The organism is Pseudomonas sp. Marseille-Q5115 (genome assembly GCF_916618905.1).
GTDB classification, from domain to species: domain Bacteria; phylum Pseudomonadota; class Gammaproteobacteria; order Pseudomonadales; family Pseudomonadaceae; genus Aquipseudomonas; species Aquipseudomonas japonica_A.
This window is the reverse complement of sequence record NZ_CAKAKI010000001.1, coordinates 3215322-3233940: the sequence shown is the minus strand read 5'-3', so window position 1 is coordinate 3233940 and position 18619 is coordinate 3215322. Positions and strand designations below refer to the sequence as shown.

Annotated in this window: 9 protein-coding genes and 1 other RNA gene; 5 read left to right on the top strand and 5 right to left on the bottom strand. The window is 62.9% G+C overall.

What is annotated here, in order from left to right; genetic code table 11:
- The first annotated feature begins 1 nt into the window (after position 1).
- From smc to ffs, 5 genes are all read left to right on the top strand, one after another.
- The gene (gene smc / locus LG385_RS14790) at positions 2-3487 is read left to right on the top strand and encodes a chromosome segregation protein SMC (RefSeq protein WP_225774911.1); all 3486 of its coding nucleotides are present in this window, start codon (positions 2-4) and stop codon (positions 3485-3487) included.
- Between the two features lie 191 nt (positions 3488-3678).
- The gene (gene zipA / locus LG385_RS14785) at positions 3679-4488 is read left to right on the top strand and encodes a cell division protein ZipA (RefSeq protein ID WP_181114936.1); all 810 of its coding nucleotides are present in this window, start codon (positions 3679-3681) and stop codon (positions 4486-4488) included.
- Between the two features lie 118 nt (positions 4489-4606).
- Positions 4607-6931: an NAD-dependent DNA ligase LigA gene (gene ligA / locus LG385_RS14780; RefSeq protein ID WP_225774910.1), complete on the top strand. Its 2325-nt coding sequence runs from the start codon at positions 4607-4609 to the stop codon at positions 6929-6931.
- Positions 6932-7032: 101 nt separating this feature from the next.
- Positions 7033-8211, top strand: a complete 1179-nt coding sequence (locus LG385_RS14775; RefSeq protein WP_225774909.1) for a putative zinc-binding metallopeptidase — start codon at positions 7033-7035, stop codon at positions 8209-8211.
- Positions 8212-8312: 101 nt separating this feature from the next.
- An RNA gene (gene ffs / locus LG385_RS14770) (signal recognition particle sRNA small type) lies at positions 8313-8409 on the top strand.
- An 88-nt stretch (positions 8410-8497) separates the two neighbouring features.
- Here ffs and LG385_RS14765 read toward each other — a convergent pair.
- The 5 genes from LG385_RS14765 to LG385_RS14745 form a co-directional block, all read right to left on the bottom strand.
- The gene (locus LG385_RS14765) at positions 8498-9601 is read right to left on the bottom strand and encodes a fimbrial protein (protein ID WP_225774908.1); all 1104 of its coding nucleotides are present in this window, start codon (positions 9599-9601) and stop codon (positions 8498-8500) included.
- A 29-nt stretch (positions 9602-9630) separates the two neighbouring features.
- Positions 9631-12117 carry a fimbria/pilus outer membrane usher protein gene (locus LG385_RS14760; protein WP_225774907.1) on the bottom strand — a complete coding sequence of 829 codons (2487 nt, stop codon included), beginning with the start codon at positions 12115-12117 and terminating at the stop codon, positions 9631-9633.
- Between the two features lie 18 nt (positions 12118-12135).
- A complete protein-coding gene (locus tag LG385_RS14755) occupies positions 12136-12876 on the bottom strand; it encodes a molecular chaperone (protein WP_225774906.1) in 741 nt (246 codons plus the stop codon).
- A 54-nt stretch (positions 12877-12930) separates the two neighbouring features.
- Positions 12931-13464: a fimbrial protein gene (locus tag LG385_RS14750; RefSeq protein ID WP_225774905.1), complete on the bottom strand. Its 534-nt coding sequence runs from the start codon at positions 13462-13464 to the stop codon at positions 12931-12933.
- Positions 13465-13562: 98 nt separating this feature from the next.
- The gene (locus LG385_RS14745) at positions 13563-18605 is read right to left on the bottom strand and encodes an RHS repeat domain-containing protein (RefSeq protein WP_225774904.1); all 5043 of its coding nucleotides are present in this window, start codon (positions 18603-18605) and stop codon (positions 13563-13565) included.
- Positions 18606-18619: the final 14 nt, after the last annotated feature.

Genomic DNA, 18619 nt, shown 5'->3' with positions numbered 1-18619 from the left:
CATGCGCCTCAAGTGCATCCGCTTGGCGGGGTTCAAGTCCTTCGTAGACCCTACCACGGTCAACTTCCCCAGCAACATGGCGGCGGTGGTGGGCCCCAATGGCTGCGGAAAGTCCAACATCATCGACGCGGTGCGCTGGGTAATGGGCGAAAGCTCGGCGAAAAACCTGCGTGGCGAGTCCATGACGGACGTGATCTTCAACGGCTCCACCAGCCGCAAGCCCGTCAGCCAGGCCAGCATCGAGCTGGTGTTCGATAACGCCGAAACCACGTTGATCGGCGAGTACGCCGCCTATGCCGAGATTTCCATCCGCCGCAAGGTCACCCGCGACGGGCAGAACACCTATTACCTGAACGGCACCAAATGCCGCCGGCGGGACATCACCGACATCTTTCTGGGCACCGGCCTCGGCGCGCGCAGCTATTCGATCATCGAACAGGGCATGATTTCGCGGCTGATCGAGGCGCGGCCCGAGGAGCTGCGCAACTTCATCGAGGAAGCCGCTGGCATTTCCAAGTACAAGGAGCGCCGCCGCGAAACCGAAAGCCGTATCCGCCGCACCCAGGAAAACCTCGAGCGCCTCACCGACCTTCGCGAGGAGCTGGACCGCCAGTTGGAGCGCTTGCACCGCCAGGCCCAGGCGGCAGAGAAGTACCAGGAATACAAGGCCGAGGAGCGCCAGCTCAAGGCCCAGCTGTCGGCCCTGCGCTGGCGTGCCCTGGACGAACTGGTAGCCCAGCGCGAGAGCATCATTGGTGAGCAGGAAGTGGGCTTCGAGGCGCTGGTGGCCGACCAGCGCAGCGCCGACGCTAGCATCGAACGGCTGCGGGACGGGCACCACGAGCTCTCCGAGCGCTTCAATCAGGTGCAGGCACGCTTCTATTCCGTGGGCGGCGATATCGCACGGGTAGAGCAGAGCATCCAGCATGGCCAGCAACGGCTGCGCCAGTTGCAGGAAGACCTGCGCGAAGCCGAGCGTGCCCGCCAGGAGACCGACTCCCATCTGGGCCACGACCAGACGCTGCTCGCTACCCTGGGCGAAGAACTGGACATGCTGGAGCCCGAACAGGCCATCGCCGCCGCTGCCGCCGAAGAAAGCGCCGCGGCGCTGGAGGCCGCAGAAGCCGCCATGCAAGGCTGGCAGGAACAATGGGACGCTTTCAACACCCGCTCCGCCGAGCCACGCCGCCAGGCCGAAGTGCAACAGGCGCGTTTGCAACAACTGGAGCAAAGCCTCGAACGCCTGGCCGAGCGCCAGCGTCGGTTGGCCGAAGAACTCGCGGGCCTGGCGGCCGACCCTGAAGATGCCGCCATCGTGGAGCTGAACGAGCAACTGGCTGCCGCCGAAATGCTCATGGAGGAGTTGCAGGCCGAGGAGCAGCAGCAAGGCGAACAATTGGAAGCCTTGCGCGAAGAACTGCACGCCCTCGGCCAGCAGCAACAGGCAGGGCAGGGCGAGCTGCAACGGCTGGGCGGCCGGCTGGCTTCGCTGGAAGCACTGCAACAGGCCGCACTGAACCCGGCCGGCGGCGTGAGCGACTGGCTGCGAGACCAGGGCCTGCAAACGCAACCCCGCCTGGCTGAAGGTTTGCGCGTCGAGGCAGGTTGGGAACAGGCCGTGGAGGCGGTGCTGGGTGCCGACTTGCAGGCCGTGCTGCTCCAGGACCTGGCTGCCGATGGCCTGCCCACCTTCGATGGCGGCGAGCTGCGGCTTGCCCAGGCGGTACCGACTCCGGCGTTGGCCGGCAGCCTGCTGGAAAAAGTAAGCGGCCCGGTAGACCTCTCGGCCTGGCTTGGCCAGGTACGCCCGGTGGATAGCCTGGACGCCGCGCTTGCACTGCGTGGCAGCCTGGCGCCGGGTGAAAGCCTGGCCACCCGTGACGGTTACTGGGTAGGCCGGCATTTCCTGCGGGTCAGCCGCGGCAGTGATGCTCAAGGCGGTGTGCTGGCCCGTGCTCATGAACTGGAAACGCTGCACGCCACCCGCGAAGCCGCTGAAGCGGTGCAAGCCGAGCTTGAACAACGGTTGAGCGAAGCGCGCCAGGCACAGCAGGATGCCGAGCAGGCCCGTGAACACGTGCGCCGCAGGCTTCAGGACGAAGCCCGGCAATTGGGTGAACTCAAGGCGCGGCGCTCCGCCAGCCAGGCGCGTGCCGAGCAACTGGCCTTGCGCCGCCGCCGGCTCGACGAGGAAACCACCGAGCTGGCCGAGCAGCGTGCCATGGAAACCGAAGCCATCGGTGAATGCCGCCTGCTGTTGCAGGAAGCACTGGACGCCATGGCCGAGGACACCGGGCAACGCGACACCCTGGCAGCCGCGCGGGAAAGCCTGCGTGAACGCCTCGATCAGGTGCGCCACGAAGCCCGGCAGCACAAAGACAGCGCACATCAATTGGCGCTGCGGCTGGGCTCACTGCGGGCGCAGCACAACTCTACGCGCCAGGCATTGGAACGGTTGGAACTGCAATCGGCCAGGCTGGTAGAACGGCAGGAACAACTGAGCCTCAACCTGGAAGAGGGCGAGGCCCCGCTCGAAGAGTTCCGCCTTACCCTCGAAGGCCTGCTGGAGCAGCGCCTGGCTGCGGACGAGGACATGCGCACCGCTCGCGCCGCGCTTGACGACGCCGACCGCGAGCTGCGCGACGCGGAAAAACGCCGCACCCAGGCCGAGCAACAGTCGCAGTTGCTGCGTGGGCAAATGGAGCAGCACCGGCTTGAATGGCAAGGCCTGAGCGTGCGCCGCAAGGCCTTGCAGGAACAGCTTCATGCGGACGGCTACGACCTGCACGGGGTATTGCAAACCCTGGCGGCCGACGCCACCGAGGCCGCCGCCGAAGAAGCGCTGCAACTGCTGGATGCGCGCATCAATCGCCTGGGGGCGATCAACCTGGCGGCCATCGAGGAGTATCGCCAGCAGTCCGAGCGCAAGCGTTACCTGGACGCTCAGGACGCGGACCTGGTCGAAGCCCTGGCCACGCTGGAAAGTGTGATCGGCAAGATCGACCGCGAAACCCGTAACCGCTTCAAGGACACTTTCGACCAAATCAATAACGGCCTGCAGGCGTTGTTTCCAAAGGTATTTGGCGGCGGTAGCGCTTATTTGGAACTGACCGGCGAAGATTTACTCGATACAGGGGTCACAATCATGGCCCGGCCGCCTGGCAAGAAGAACAGCACCATTCACTTGCTGTCCGGCGGGGAAAAAGCCCTGACGGCGCTCGCGCTTGTGTTTTCGATCTTCCAGCTCAACCCAGCGCCGTTTTGCATGCTGGATGAAGTGGATGCGCCGCTGGATGACGCCAACGTAGGACGTTACGCCCGCCTGGTGAAGGAAATGTCGCAGACCGTGCAGTTCATTTACATCACCCACAACAAGATCGCCATGGAGATGGCCGACCAGCTGATGGGCGTGACCATGCATGAGCCGGGCTGCTCAAGGCTGGTAGCGGTAGACGTGGAAGAGGCACTGGCCATGGTCGATGCCTGAGGCAAGCGGCGAGCGTTGGAGCTAAAACACATGACGCGGATGGTGTAAAGTTGCCTTTGGTCGTGCTAGTTTATTGTTCATATTTTTATACGCGTGGCAAAAACACCAACCAGAACATAGGCTTGGGGCTACGTTTTAAAGGGTTTTTTACCTGACCCATTTTTGACATCTTTTTCGAGGCACAGGACTTCATGGAAATCGGTCTGCGCGAGTGGCTGATCGTCATCGGCATCATCGTGATTGCCGGCATTCTTTTCGACGGCTGGCGCCGCATGCGCGGCGGCAAGGGCAAGCTCAAGTTCAGGCTGGATCGCAGTTTCTCCAACCTGCCGGACGAAGAGGGGCCAACTGAAGTACTTGGCCCACCTCGAGTACTTGATACTCACCAGGAACCGCAACTGGACGAAACCGACCTGCCGTCGATGACCGCGCCCAGCCGCGAATCGCGCCGGCGCAAGCCGCAGGAAGCGCCCCGGGTAACCGAGCTGGCGGTGGACGAGCCGCGCATGAACGCCCGTGAAGACTTTGGCCTGGATGACGCCGAGGGCTTCGGCGAAGAGCCGGCGCCCGTGGAAGAAGTGCTGGTAATCAATGTGATTTCCCGCGACCCGAACGGCTTCAAGGGCCCTGCGCTGTTGCAGAACATCCTTGAAAGCGGCCTGCGGTTTGGTGACATGGACATCTTCCACCGCCACGAAAGCATGGCCGGCAACGGCGAGGTGCTGTTCTCCATGGCCAACGCGGTGAAGCCTGGTGTGTTCGACCTGGACGACATCGACCACTTCACCACTCGTGCCGTGAGCTTCTTCCTGGGCCTGCCAGGCCCGCGCCATCCCAAGCCTGCCTTCGAGGTGATGGTGGCGGCGGCGCGCAAGTTGGCCCATGAACTGGACGGCGAGCTCAAGGATGACCAGCGCAGCGTACTCACCGCGCAAACCATCGAGCACTACCGCCAGCGCATCGTGGAGTTCGAGCGCCGCGCCCTTACCCAGAAGCGCTGACCCGCGCTATGGTTGAAAAGCCAGACTCGCCCCACGGCGGGCTGGCTTTTTTGGTTTTTACCCCTTTCGTTTAACCGCAAGCGCACCTGTACGCTTGCGCAGGCCGGACCTTTTGCCGATGACCACTGCCCAGACTCGAATCCTTGAACTGCGCGCCGAACTCGACGAGCACAACTACCGCTACTATGTGCTGGACGAGCCGAGCGTTCCCGACGCCGAGTACGATCGGCTGTTTCGGGAGCTTCAGGCGCTGGAGGCAGACCACCCCACGCTGATCACGCCAGATTCACCCACCCAGCGGGTCGGCGGCAGCGCGCAAACGGCCTTCAGCCAGATCCGCCACGAAATCCCCATGCTCAGCCTGGGCAACGCCTTCGCGGAAACGGACCTGCTGGACTTCGACCGGCGCGTGGCGGAAGGCCTGGATGCCGGCAAGGGGCAAGTGATCGAGTACAGCTGCGAGCCCAAGCTGGACGGCCTGGCAGTGAGCCTGTTGTACGTGGACGGGCAGTTACAGCGAGGCGCCACCCGCGGCGATGGCACTACGGGCGAGGACATCAGCGCCAACGTACGCACCGTGCGCAACATCCCGCTCAAGCTCAAGGGCAGCGGCTGGCCCGCGACGCTGGAAGTGCGCGGCGAGGTATACATGAGCAAGGCTGGCTTCGAGCGCTTGAACGCCACCCAGGCCGAGGCGGGTGGCAAGACCTTCGCCAACCCCCGAAACGCTGCTGCCGGGAGCCTGCGCCAGCTGGATTCGCGCATCACCGCCAGCCGCCCGCTGGAGTTCTGCTGCTACGGCATCGGCCAGGTCAGCCACGACATTGCCGACACCCATATCGGCAACCTCAAGCAGCTGCAACAGTGGGGCCTGCCCATCAGCCATGAGCTGAAGCCGGCCAAGGGGCCGCAGGAATGCCTGGCCTACTACCGCAGCATCGGTGAGCGGCGTAACGCGCTCGCCTACGAAATCGACGGTGTAGTGTTCAAGGTCAACAGCATTGCGGCGCAGCGCGAGCTGGGCTTCCGCTCACGTGAACCACGCTGGGCCATCGCGCATAAATTCCCCGCCATGGAAGAGCTCACCGAGCTGCTGGGCGTGGAATTTCAGGTGGGGCGCACCGGTGCCGTTACCCCGGTCGCCCGGCTTAAGCCGGTGAAGGTCGCGGGTGTGACCGTGGCCAATGCCACCCTGCATAACATGGACGAAGTTGCCCGCCTGGGCGTGATGACCGGCGATACGGTGATAATCCGCCGCGCCGGGGACGTGATCCCGCAGGTGATGCAAGTGGTACTGGAACGCCGCCCGGCCGATGCACAGCCTGTTGCCGTGCCCACTCACTGCCCAGTGTGCGGCTCGGAGGTGGAGCGCACCCAGCTGATCAAGCGCAGCAAGGGCAAGCAGGTGGTGACCGAGGGCGCGGTGTACCGCTGTGTGGGCCGCCTGGCCTGTGCCGCGCAGCTCAAGCAGGCGATCATTCACTTCGTGTCTCGCCGGGCCATGGACATCGACGGCCTGGGCGACAAGATCGTCGAGCAACTGGTGGATAACGGCCTGGTGCGCTCGCCGGCCGACCTGTACCAGCTCACCCAGGAACAGGTACTTGGCCTGGAAGGCTTCGCTGAGATCTCCAGCCGCAACCTGATCGCGGCCATCGACGCCAGCCGCAACCCTTCATTGGCACGGTTTATCTTCGCCTTGGGCATTCCCGATGTGGGCGAAGAAACCGCCAAGGTACTGGCCCGTTCGCTGGGCAGCCTGCAGCGGATCATGGCCGCGCTTCCCCTCGTGCTCACCTACTTGCCAGACATCGGCAATGAAGTTGCCTACGAAATCGGCCATTTCTTCGAAGAAGAACACAACCGCACCGTAATCGCCCAGCTGCTGGAGCGCGGCGTGGCGTTGCAGGACGAAGGCGAGCTGCATGCCGAGTATGCGGCGGCTACGACCTTCGATGGCTTGGTGGCCAAGCTGGAAATCCCCTACGTAGGCCCTGGCGCTGCGCAGAAGCTGGCCGAGCGCTTCGGTTCGCTGCAGGCCCTGGCCGCGGCAGACTGGCTCGACTTGCGGCAGACCGTGAACGAACGCGCTGCCGAAGCCTTGCGCAGCTACTTCGCCGACCCCGCCCAGCGTGATGCTGCCTTGGCGGTGGAGGCGCAACTACGAGACTTCGGCATGCATTGGAGCAGCGCCAGGCGGACGGTGGAAGGGCTGCCGCTGGCTGGGCAAACCTGGGTGCTCACCGGCACGCTGGAAAGCATGAGCCGCGACGAAGCCAAGGAAAAGCTCGAAGCGTTGGGCGCTAAAGTAGCGGGGTCGGTGTCTGCGAAAACCCACACCGTAGTCGCGGGGCCTGGGGCCGGGAGCAAACTGGCCAAGGCACAGCAGTTGGGGGTGGCCGTGATGGACGAAGCCCAGCTGTTGGCCTTCCTGGCCGGCTAGTACAGCGAAACGGGCGGGGCGCTGGGCAACCAACGGTAACCCCAGTGGAACCCTGCCTGCGGTTTCGTATCCACTCTGGCGTAGCCCACTGGAAGCGCGCCATGTACCGTTATTTCGAAAACATTTCATCCCGCATCGCCACCCCCTCCGAGCAGGGCGCGCGTCACAGCAGCGTTTGGGATTGCCAATGCGGGCAGTCAATCTTTTTCAACAATAGCCTGTGCCTGGCGTGCGAGCACGCGCTGGGCTACCTGCCAGGGTTCAATGTCGTTTCCTCACTTGGCGAAGCCGAACAAACCGGTACCTGGTACCTGGACGCCGCGCCTGAAGCAGGCCCGGTGCGACGCTGCGCCAACCTTGATACCCCAGCAGCGTGCAACTGGTTGATCCCGGTCAGCGACCACAATCCGCTGTGCGCCGCCTGCCGGCTCAATCGCACCATTCCCGACCTGTCCATCCCGGAAAACCACGAGCACTGGCGCAAGGTCGAGGCCGCGAAGCGCCGGCTGGTGGCACAGCTGATCAACCTGGGCCTGAAAGTAATCCCCAAGACCGAGGACGAAGCCCGCGGCTTGTGCTTCGATTTCGTGGGCACAGCGGTGGACGGCACCGCGCCCACCACCGGACATGCGAACGGGCTGATCACTTTGGATATCAGCGAAGCGGATGACGCTCACCGCGAGCAGGTGCGCCAACAGATGCATGAGCCCTATCGCACTTTGCTCGGCCATTTCCGCCACGAAGTAGGCCATTACTACTGGGACAGGCTGATTGCCGGGACGCCGTGGCTGGAGAAATTCCGCGCCGTGTTCGGTGATGAGCAGGCCGACTACGGCCAGGCCTTGAGCTGCCACTACGAGCAAGGCCCGCCCGCGGGCTGGGAAGAGCGGCATGTGAGCAGCTACGCCACCATGCACCCATGGGAAGACTGGGCCGAGACCTGGGCGCACTACCTGCACATGATGGATGCGGTGGATACGGCGCTGGGCTTCGGCATGAGCGCGCGGCGCATGGAGCTGACCTACCCACGCTTCCCGTTGCAAACCCTGTACGACCCTACTCATGAGAGCGGTGCGGCGTTTCTCGCATTCGTGAACAACTGGATCGAATTGGCGGGCATGCTCAACGAGCTGTCCCGTGCCATGGGCCAGCCGGACTTCTACCCGTTCGTGTTACCGCCGGCAGTGATCGCCAAATTGCATTTCATTCATCTGGTGATACAGGACGCCGGTGGCCGTGCCGACGACGTGCTGCAAGTGGAGGCAACGCCAACGGCTTGAGTTGACGGCTTTTTTTACCGTGGCGGTTGTATCTCACTGCCACATCGGTACAATGGCCCCCGCTTACCGGGCAACCCGGCAAGCGTGCGTTATGGCGACCCCATCGGTCCCCCCGCAACGATTACCCGTTAACCTGGTCAGGCCCGGAAGGGAGCAGCCACAGCGGGAACATTGTGTGCCGGGGTGTGGCTGGTGGGGTGGCCACCTTACTTGATTATTCCCCTCTCTCTCTTCCTGACTTTTGCTTCGGCAGCCAAGCCCGACCTTTCGGCCGGACTTCTCGTGGCTACAGATAACTCAGCGTGAACCCCAGGTAGGCATCGGCGTTGCCCGGCGTGACTTCGCTCGGCGTTCCGGTCTGGTAGAACCTCACCAGAAAGGGCAATTGCGTCGAGCCACCGCCGGGAAGGCGCTGCATCTGCACCATGCGGTTGAGCGGCATCGGTGTGCCGTCGCCGCGCAATACCTGCACACCCATACCTGCGGCAGTCGAGGCGGGTGTGAGCGAGAATATTCCATTAGCCCCATCCACCGGGTAAGAGCCCCGCTGGGGATCGAACTGCAGGTAGATCTCCGTGTTCCTGTTATTGGGATCGTCCCCGCAGTTCTCCAGTTCCAGTGCGAATGGAACCTCCGTGGTCGTGGTGCCCGGTGCAGTAAAGTGGGTACGGTTCCAGCTGCCCAACTCCACGTACGACGGCGTGCTGGCGCCTACGTCACATTGGGCCTGGATCACCGTCCCGGTGACGGCAAACGTGAGCGCCAGGCCTATATCGGAAAACGAACCCGTATACAGCACTTGTGGAAGCACCTGATGCACGCCGGGCGCGATTGGGCCGGTCTTTACCAGGGTAAGGTACGAGTAGCCGCCGGAATACTGCCATCTGAACGCATCGCTGGACCAATGCATGACTGCGGCGAAGGGTGGGATCGGCGGCAAGCCGTCCACGGGGGTGAAAACGCTGTACTGCGCCGGGCCGTTGAACGGTAGGCCATATTCGATCTGTACGGCGATCCCTGGAACGTTCGTGGCGAGCAGCCGCTGGGGCAGATAGGGTGGGGCATTCACCGGAGGGGGCGGCACCAGCGCGGCCGTGGCGGTGGTTTCGAAGGTTATTGGGGGAGAGCTGCCGTGCATGTTCGCACACTCCACTTCGCCATTGGTTTGATAATCGCCTTTTTCGGAGCGAGCCTGGCCGATTACCGCTCCAGGCGGAGCATCACGGGCGACGAAGGCAACGCCAAAGTCACGAACGAATGGCATGGGCCCGCTGCCGTTGCTCCAATAGCAGCCGTGGTCTGGCAAGCGGGTAACAGGCGAACGGGCATGGCTGGGCGCAGCCGCTGTCGCCAGTGCCGCCCCCAGTACGATCAAGCAGGTGTTTTTCATGATGGGTGTCGAAACCTGAAGTGGCAGGGTCACAAGGTTGAGTCGCAAATCAGGCGCTGTTGGCGGAAGCCATCGCGCTCGGGCCAAGCCGCAGGGGTAAGGGGCAAGGTGCAAGGGCGCTCTTCGCTTTCCCGGGCGAGCGTCAGGGTTTGCTGATCGAGGGAGGTGGCCAGTAGCAATTGGCCTCCTTGGCCCACCATGCCAAGCACGTCTCCGTTGGCTGCCATGGCTTGGGTTCCGAAGGGCAGCGGGGCGCCGGACCGGTCCACTACCTGCAGAATGAGACGGTTGACCTTGCGCGCCTCGAAACCGGCGCGAACGATAGCGCCCCGGCGCGGCACCACCTGTTGAGCACCGTTCTCGATCTCCACATCCGGGCCCAACCGGCTGGTTTCCAGGGTGACCGTGTTGACCCGGTACGGCCGCAGGTAAGGCACCACGCTATAACCGTCGGCATTGGTGAGGGTGCGTCCGCTGTTCGCCACGCCCACGCCCTCGATGCCGGGTACGTGTACCAGCGCCATGGTGTCTCCGGCTATGGAACCGAGCACGATGCCGTCCCGATGGACCACCAGCGAGCCCGAAGCGCTGGCGGAAAGGCTGCGGTAATCCTGGCCTGAGCTGTAGCCCAGGCTGTAACTGCCCCATTGGCCCTGGTAGCCAACACTCGCGGCGGCATTGGTGGGCGCCTGGCCGGATTGAGCGAGCGAGGCGCTGTAGTTCAAGCCACGTTCCTGGTCGAGCGTGCTGAAGGTAGCGCGCCGGGACCATTGGTTCTGGCTGCGTAACCCATCGAGAGACACCGTGGACCAGTTGCCGAAGTCCAAGGGGATCGACACCGCCACGCCAAACTGGCGGTCGTTGTGGGCCTGGCCGCTGTAATGGGTGAGTGACTGAGTCGCGTAGGCGCTGTATTGAACCGAGCGGTGCGAGGTACTTACACTGAAGTGGAACTGCCGCCGGCTTGGACGATCGCCCCAATAGTCCTCTTGGGAAAGGGTGAGCGCCGTGGAAGTGCTGCGGCCCAGCGGCTGATTGAGCGAGGCCTCGAAGCGGCTGCGTCGGTTGCCGCCGAATCCCGCGTAGCGGCTGTGTTCGTACACGGCTTCGTTGAAGTCCCGGTAGTTTTCCGTGGAATAGCGATAGCCGGCGAAGCGCAGGTAGGTGCGGGTGCGGAACGCTTTGCCGTAACGCACCGCATAGCTTTGGCCATGAAGCCCATCGCCCGTGGCGCTTTGGCTGCGCGACAGGGTAACGTCTGCCGCCAACGCCCCCCATCGGCCCAGGTCTCGTGCTGCGCCAAGGGTGCTTGCCTGGTAGAAATCGGCGTGGCGCACGCCACCATAGAGTGTCGTGTTCCATGCCAGCCCCCGGGCGAGGCTGGCTTGTGCCAGCAAGGGTTGGCCCAGCGCGGTGTAAGAGGGGTTATAGCGACCAATCGACCCTTCGTAACGCCATGTGCCCTGGCGCAACAGGTTGCCGAGCGTGGCATAAGGTTGAGTGAAGCGCCGGACTTGGCCGTCGGCCTCGGTAACGATGATTTCCAGTTCACCATTGCCCGATATTGCCAGATCATCCAACGTGAACGGCCCCGCGCTCACATAGCTGTTGTACACGGTATAGCCGTTCTGGCGCACCTCTACCTTGGCTCGGCTAAGGGCAACGCCCCTGATGACTGGGGCGTAGGCCTGCAAACTATCGGGCAACATGCCCATGTCGCTGGCCAATACCGCACCAAGGATGGGCTGTGATGAAAATACGTCCCCGCCCGTGCTGGCTTCACCCACAGTAATATTGGCATTCAGGCCCGGCACGTCTCGCCGCAGGTAGGTGTAGTTTCGCAGCCAACGGCGTTCATGTTCATTGCTGCGCAGGTTGAAGCCGCCGCGCAGCTGCCATGGGCCCATGTTGAGCCCGGTGGTCAGCAGCACGTCTTCACTGGCCCGTCTGCTGGTTTGACCACTGCCGCGCTGAGCGGACGCTTGATAGTTGATGAACCCTGCGTTGATGCCATCGTCCCAGCGGGCGGGGTCCACGTAGCCGCTGGCTTCGCGGCGCATGAAGGCCTGTGGCAGCGACAGGCTCAGGGTCATGTCCCGAGCGTCGAGCTGCGCTGTGGCGGCGGGGACGGCGGCCGGCAAGTCGATGCATGCGGGGTGGAGCAGCGCAGGGTCGTGCACGGTCTCCAGGCGAAGGCCGAAGGTTTGCAGCCAGGCGGCAGAGAGGCAAGGCTGCACGTTACCCTGGGCATCGGCTTCGAATGAAACCACGTGTTGCCCGAGGTCCTCGCGGTTGACCAGCAACCGCACGGTGTGGCGGCCAGGGCTGAGGGTGTTGCCTTGCTCCAGGGCAGCGAGCGCGGCGGTGCCGGCGGTACCGGGATAAAGAAAGCCCGGGTTGAATCGGACGGGGTCGGCACTGGCCTGGAGGCTGGCTGCCAACAAGCCAGGCACGGTGAATGCCAGCGCCTGCCCTCTGCGAATGCTGACGCCTGGGCGCTTATCGGATGGAATCATTGCACTACGCTCCGACGCTCAGGGAAGTGGCTGTACGGTGACGCTCAGGGGTTCGCTGATGCCGCCGTAATCGTTGATGGCACTGAACCGCACGTGTTTTGGCTGGCCCTGGCCCTCGGGGAGGTCGAAGCGCTGGTCGGCGAAGGGCGCGACCATGCCCGGTTCCACACGCCCTGCGTCACCTTGGGCCACCGTGAGGCGCTTGAAGGTGATGTGGTACGGCGTGGGGTTGTGCACTAGCAGCTGGCGCGCGTTGGCATCCCAATGCCACGTGAGTTCGCCTAGGCGCTTGTGAGGGTCGCCCTTGATGGCGTTCGGGCGGTAAAACACCTTGATCCGGGTGCGCAGCGCGATGGTCAGCACGTTGGCGGTGTCAGCGCCTGGCCGGGCTTGGGGGATTTCTTGCAGATTGAAGAAGAATAGCGATTCGCGGTCCTGCGGCAGCTCGTTGGGCAGGCCGTTGATGCGCACCAGTTGCTCCTTGCCGGGGTCTAACCGGAACAACCCGGGGGACGGCATGAAGGGCACCGCCGTGGTGGTATCGTCCGCCTCGGTGTTCACCCACACCTGCGCGGCGAATACCTGGCTGGAAGGGTTGCGCACCATCACCGTGGTATTGCGTTGGGCGCCCTCGAATACCACGCGGGTGGCACCGATGGTCAAGGCGCCATGGGAAGGGGCGGCGGCGAACGCCAGCCACACGGCGAGCGCCGACGCCAGGGCGCGCGAAGGGCGGCCCCGAGAAAAAGGCATGAACATGGAACACTCCGGCGAGGCCACTCCCAGCGTCGCAACGCTGGGGGTGGCTGACAGTCAAGGCAGGTTGACGACGAACTGGATATCGGAATCCACGTAACCGGCAGTCACCGTGGCAGCGGTGGCGATCATGGAAGCGGAGAAGTTCAGGCGATTTTCGCCGCTGGTGATGGGATAGGTGATGGTGGGGGTATTAGGCTTGATGTCGCCGCTGTTGCGGTCCTTCAGCGCAACAGCAACGCTCCCCGCCGCGCCAGTACCCTGCTTGATCTGGAAATAATCACCGACCGCACCGTCCAGGCCGGTGTAGATCACGCTGACCGTGTCGCCATCCTTGAGGCCGCATTTGCTCGCATCCTTGATCCACAGTTGGAACGGGCGGGCAGGGGTGCGAACATTGGCAGCGGTGAAATACGCTTTGTTGTATGTGCCCAGCTGGATCATGCTGTTGTTCGAACCGGAAATAGGATCGATGACTTCGATCGCGCAGGTTGCGTCGGTAATCTTTCCCTTGAACTGGATAGTGCCGGTGTTCGCCATTGCGGCGGTGCCCGCAGCCATGAAGGCGACGGCGACTGAAATACGTTTCATGTAGAGCTCCTTGAAGTGTGACGGCGCCTGATGGGGGCAGGCGCGTGCCGCACTTTAGGGGGAGCGGAGGGGAGCAGGTAGTGGGCAGATTCTTATAATCAGGTTGAAGTGCGTCTGAGCGCGGGTCTACCCGCCAGGGAGGGGACACGATCAAAGCCAAGGGTAATTTGAGTGCCGAACAACCTGTTCACTGGAGCTACGGGCGGCCACTCCTGCGCGAGTTTTGCTACTCCGGGCGCGGGGGGCGGAGGTGTATCCGCAGAGTGCAGGCTTGCGTTGGAAGCGGTACGGGAAAGCGGAGAAGTTGAGGCGTCAGTGGTAACTGGAGGTTTGGCAAGTGTGGCCTTGTGAACCTTCGGATATTCAAAGAAATTCATGTTTATGCGTTCTGAGGCTGTGCTCAACGGTCCCCGGGAACCTTCGATCTCCACACTCGCCGGCCTGTTCGCGATCCGGCCACGTGTATTTGCGCTAAAAGCTATGTATCGGGAGCTTTTTGGAGCGATGGAACTAGCGGATTCCGCAGCGGAAATACCTGCTTTTGAGGCTGCCCGCGCACCGCCACCTGCCAGCCGTGCCGCCAGCGGCTCCGCGCCCATGTCAGCCATCAGCAACATGACGCCCACTATCGCATTGTCTTCGACCACGTCCGCCGCAACCAGGGAGTTCCATGTAGTGGAAGCTGCGGCCGTGCCCAGCACCAGCCCCCATGCCGCTGCACTCGCAGGAGGGAAGATCATCGTAAACACTACCGTTGTAACAACGCCTATCGCCACAGGCATCCACTTTTGCCACCAACTTGGTTCAGGCACGGGCTGGGGCTCAGGAATCCGCCGTGGCCCCGCGACCTCGCTGGTGAAATGGCCGGTAGGGTCGTGGAAGGTGATGGGGTTGCCCCCGGCATAGGCGTAGGGGTTAAGCCCACCCCCCTCGAAGGGGCTGGCGGAGTCGGGTGCGTTGAACCGGCGCAGGCGCGGCAGATATGCCCGGTAACCCTGGCCCAACAGGTAGCCATCGAGCAGGCTGTCATGCCGTTCGCCGTTGTAGCCCAAGGTGCTTGCCAATGGCCCGTTCGGGTTGCCCCAGGCGTCGTAACCGGTCATTGCTACTGCGCCGCCGTGGCGGCTGGCACGGATACTCCCGTTGGCATCGGTAGCCAGCAATCGGGCTTCTTCCGAGGCGTCGTGTTCCGCCACGGCGTGGCCGTCGCCATCGTACTGATATTGCATCCCGCCGGTGGGCGAGGTGGTGTGGCTCACGCTCAAGCCGTCATAGAAATACCGTGTTTCTTTAAGGCCGGCATCCATCACACCCAACAATTCATCATGGGGGTCGTAGCGGTACGTACGCACAGCGCCGCCCTGCGTAGCCGCTTCGATCATTCGGCCCCGCAAGTCGTATACGAACGTATGCCCCTCCCCAGCCTGGGTCAGGCAACCCTGGGTGTCATGGGCAAAGTTTTCCCTGGCGGGGTAACGAGTGTCATCGGACAGGTAATTGATAGCGATCAATTGCGAGCGATTACGTTGATCGTACTCGTGCACGGCCTGGACCTCGGCGCCTCCGCCAGCAAACAGGGTGATTACACGCTCAAGGTTACCCAAGGCGTCGAACTCCACTGTCTCTGACGCGATTCGCTGGCCGAATCGGTCCGTAGGCAGCCAACCGTCGTCCCCCTGATATGCGCAATAGTTAAGCCGCCCGAGCAGGTCGTATTCAAAGGCCTCGTCCAGGCAAGGCTGCCCGTCGCTTTCGAATTGACGGTGCAGGAGCAGGTCGTCGTCGCTCCAGGTCTGGCGTATCACCCACTCGGCCATCCCAGTGAGGTTTACCCGGCGCTCTACCTCGCGCCCCAGGCTGTCATAATAACGGCGTGTGCGGCATTTACCGTCGGGCGCGGTAGTGGTGGTTTCAGCGAGCAACCCCAGCGCGTTGTAGGCGTGCACGGTGTCAACCAGCCCCTGCGTCGTTCGGGCCAACCGCCCGGCTGAGTCATACTCATGGGCGGCAGGTGCTGTGTCGGTGGCAGCGCGGCTAAGCCTTCGCCCCTGCAGTGAATGCGTGAAAGTAGTGACATGGTCGGGGTATTGCTGGTCTTTGAGAATGCTTTGCTCCACCTCCCCCAGCCGGTTGTAGATGAACGAGGTGGAGGCCTGGTTGGCTTCGCCGCCGGTGACCAGGCCGGTGCGCGCGTCGTACTCAAACAGCTGCGCCTGGCCGCCTCCGCTCACCTGGGTGGGTGTGGCGGTCAAGGAAGGTTCATATTGGTAGGCGAGGCGTTGCCCGTTTGCCAAGGTACGGGCGCTCACCAGCAGGGAGCCCGGGTTGTATTCCAGCGTTTCGTGCAACGTGCCGTGGCCCCGCTTGATCAATCGGCCGAGGTGGTCGAACGTTTGCTCGCCAACATCGAACTGTTGCCCGTTTCCGTCCAGGGTCAGTTTTGTAGCCAGCGCTTGCGAGCTGAACGGGGCAAAGGTTGTTCTGAGCTCGCTCTTGTCCGGGCGAGTGGTAGTACAGACGCGATCCCACGCGTCATAGGTAAAAGCTGTGGTGCGGGTATGGGCGTTCAGGCCTCTGCCCGGTTTTATCGGCAAGGTTTCCGTTTGCCGAATGCATCGGCCCAGGCCATCGTACAGGTATTCCATACGGTCAGCCGACCGCTGCGTCGCCCCTTCATTCAGGCGGCGTTCCTCATAATCTGGCTTACCGAATGTGTTGTATTGAGTGAAGGTCTCGCTCAGGCGCTCGCCAGGGAGGGCCGGGTGCTCCTGCCACCGCAGCAGGGTGCTTGCAGCGGGTGCCAGCGGCGTGAGCGAGGTTTGGGTCACCGTAACCAAGCCGTCCGGGCCGGTCACACGGCTCAGGTTGCCCCAGTCGTCGAAGATGCGGCGCGTGATCAGCTCGCTGGGCGCGCCGGGGTAGTCGTCAAATTCCACCTGTTCGGTGCAATGGCCCAGTTCGTCGTAGGCAAAGCGGGAGATATGAGCCCCCTGCTCGCCGGCGACCAGGCTGCGGAATACACTGACCGGGCGCCCCAAGCCATCCGTCACCGTCGTGACCTCTACGCCATTCACATCGACAGCCATGGTTTGATTGCCTTCACTATTGCCGTCCACCCCGGCGAAGGCGTAGCGGTAGGTTCGGCTGGCAGCCCCAGGCCCTTCGATGGTTTCGCTCACAGGGCGGCCTAGCGCATCGTACTCCTTGCGCTGTACCACGCCTTCGTTGTCACGGGTTGCCCGTTCGGTCCCCGTCAGGCAGTTGACTGTCCGCTCGCTGATAATAGCGTCTGCGCGGCGGTGACCCTTACCCTGCCTGTCATGGCCGAGGCTGGCGGTTTGTGTAGTGATGGCCCGGTCTCGCAAACCCTCGCCACTGGCGCTATAGGTGAACTCGGTAACTGCAGTGTAACCGTTCACCTGCGACCGCTGCCGCGCAACCCGCCCGTGCAGCAAACGGTCGCTGGGCACGTTGTGGTATTCGGTGGTTTCCCGCGACAGCTCCTCTATATGCTCACCGTTGACCCAATGCAGGCACGCTTCTGCCAGTACATTGAGCCCCGGTGCGTCGATGCCGGAAAGTGCGGGCAGGCGAACATAGCGGTATACCGTTTGACGTACCGGATCCTCGCCGGGCCTGCCTTCGCTTGGCACGACACGCTTGCACTTGAGCAGGTTCGAGAAGCCGTTGGGCTCCGGCGGGCAGGCGTCACCGTCGCCTTCGGGCGGATAGTATTCGTACTCCTCCACAGTGCCATCCGCGCCCTGCTGCCATACAAGGTTGCCGTGGGTGTCATAGCGGTGCTCGGTTTTCTCGTTGCGGGCCCCTCCAAGCTTCTCCCAGCGAACCTGGCGCACGCGGGGCAGCTGAAAGTACGCGGGTTGGTCACGAAATTGTTTGTTATCGTCGGTATGGTAGGCAATTGCCTCGGTCAGTACATGGCCATTGCGCTCGGTGCGTTGCTCCACCATTTGGTGGAAGCGGTTGTAAGTACGGCGGATTTCACGCAGCGATATTGCGGCGGGTTGCCCGCCTGTTTGCGGCGCAAGCAGCCGCTCCACGGTGGAGTAGCTGAAGTCGGGCCTGGTGACTTCGTACAACTGATCAGTGCCATTGTTCTGCCAGGGCGACTCCATGCCGCCATAGCCCAGGTAGTTCTCGGAAGAGTACGCCCACGCGGTTTCGATCAGCGGCATGCCGGCGCCAGGGTACAACCGGTGTGAAGTCACCCGCGGCAAGGCGGGCCTCACGTCCCCAGGGAACATATGGCCACCGTCGGCGTAGTCCAGAAACTCGATCGTGCCCTGTGGGGTTCGCGCTTCCACGATGCAGTCGTAGCCGTGTATCACCTCATAACGTAGCGTCCAGGCGGCGTTGGGGACGCCCTGAACCTCCACACGTGTGAGGCGTTCATTCGTCAGCAAAAAATCCAGCTGCAGCTGGGCCTCGTTCCCTTCGGGCGCAAGGCGAGCGATTACCCGATCCACGTGATATTCAAGCCTCAGCAACACGTTGCCCTTGTCGTCCAGCACGTTCTCAAGACGCACCCCCCGGGAATCTGCGCTCAGATTGTGCTGGAGGGTCAGCCGATGGTCGTCGTCCAGTACGTTCTCAGGTCGCTCCCTCGGGGAATCTGCGCTCAGATTGTGCTGGAGGGTCAACCCATGGCCGAGCGGCCCCGTTACCTGCACAGGTACGGCTACCCTGCCACCGAGCGGCTCGAACTGAACCAGATGCTCCACCTCGCCCGACCGGTGAACGACGCGATAGGGCCCATTGGAAAGGTCCGCTGCGTGCAAATGAAAGCTTGGAATCTTCTGTTCTTCGATGGGGGCGGGCTGATCGCCCGTACTAGGCGCGGTCACCGAGAATGTCTCACCGCTTCTCAGGCTAAGCACGCGATGGTTGTCAGGGCTATAGCGGCTGAGGTTCAGGCTCCAGCCTTTGCCGAACCCGTGGTTCTGCCCGTTGAGCAAGTTGTAGCTCAGCGCAAGCGGAAGGGTAGGGCCCATCAGATCATTGCTGCTGAAGCTGGGCAAGTTGATGTTCATCATGAAGTGCCCGGTACGAGGGTCTACCCCCGCGCTGAGAAAATCACCGAAATTGAAGGCGTTGGATTGAACTTCGGTTGATGCGCTCATGAATGGCTTCCTCG

What these genes read in the sequence shown, in the direction of transcription:
- smc (WP_225774911.1), top strand. Translation starts at nt 2, where the DNA reads ATGCGCCTCAAGTGCATCCGCTTGGCGGGGTTCAAGTCCTTCGTAGAC.
- zipA (WP_181114936.1), top strand. Translation starts at nt 3,679, where the DNA reads ATGGAAATCGGTCTGCGCGAGTGGCTGATCGTCATCGGCATCATCGTG.
- ligA (WP_225774910.1), top strand. Translation starts at nt 4,607, where the DNA reads ATGACCACTGCCCAGACTCGAATCCTTGAACTGCGCGCCGAACTCGAC.
- LG385_RS14775 (WP_225774909.1), top strand. Translation starts at nt 7,033, where the DNA reads ATGTACCGTTATTTCGAAAACATTTCATCCCGCATCGCCACCCCCTCC.
- LG385_RS14765 (WP_225774908.1), bottom strand. Translation starts at nt 9,601, where the DNA reads ATGAAAAACACCTGCTTGATCGTACTGGGGGCGGCACTGGCGACAGCG.
- LG385_RS14760 (WP_225774907.1), bottom strand. Translation starts at nt 12,117, where the DNA reads ATGATTCCATCCGATAAGCGCCCAGGCGTCAGCATTCGCAGAGGGCAG.
- LG385_RS14755 (WP_225774906.1), bottom strand. Translation starts at nt 12,876, where the DNA reads ATGTTCATGCCTTTTTCTCGGGGCCGCCCTTCGCGCGCCCTGGCGTCG.
- LG385_RS14750 (WP_225774905.1), bottom strand. Translation starts at nt 13,464, where the DNA reads ATGAAACGTATTTCAGTCGCCGTCGCCTTCATGGCTGCGGGCACCGCC.
- LG385_RS14745 (WP_225774904.1), bottom strand. Translation starts at nt 18,605, where the DNA reads ATGAGCGCATCAACCGAAGTTCAATCCAACGCCTTCAATTTCGGTGAT.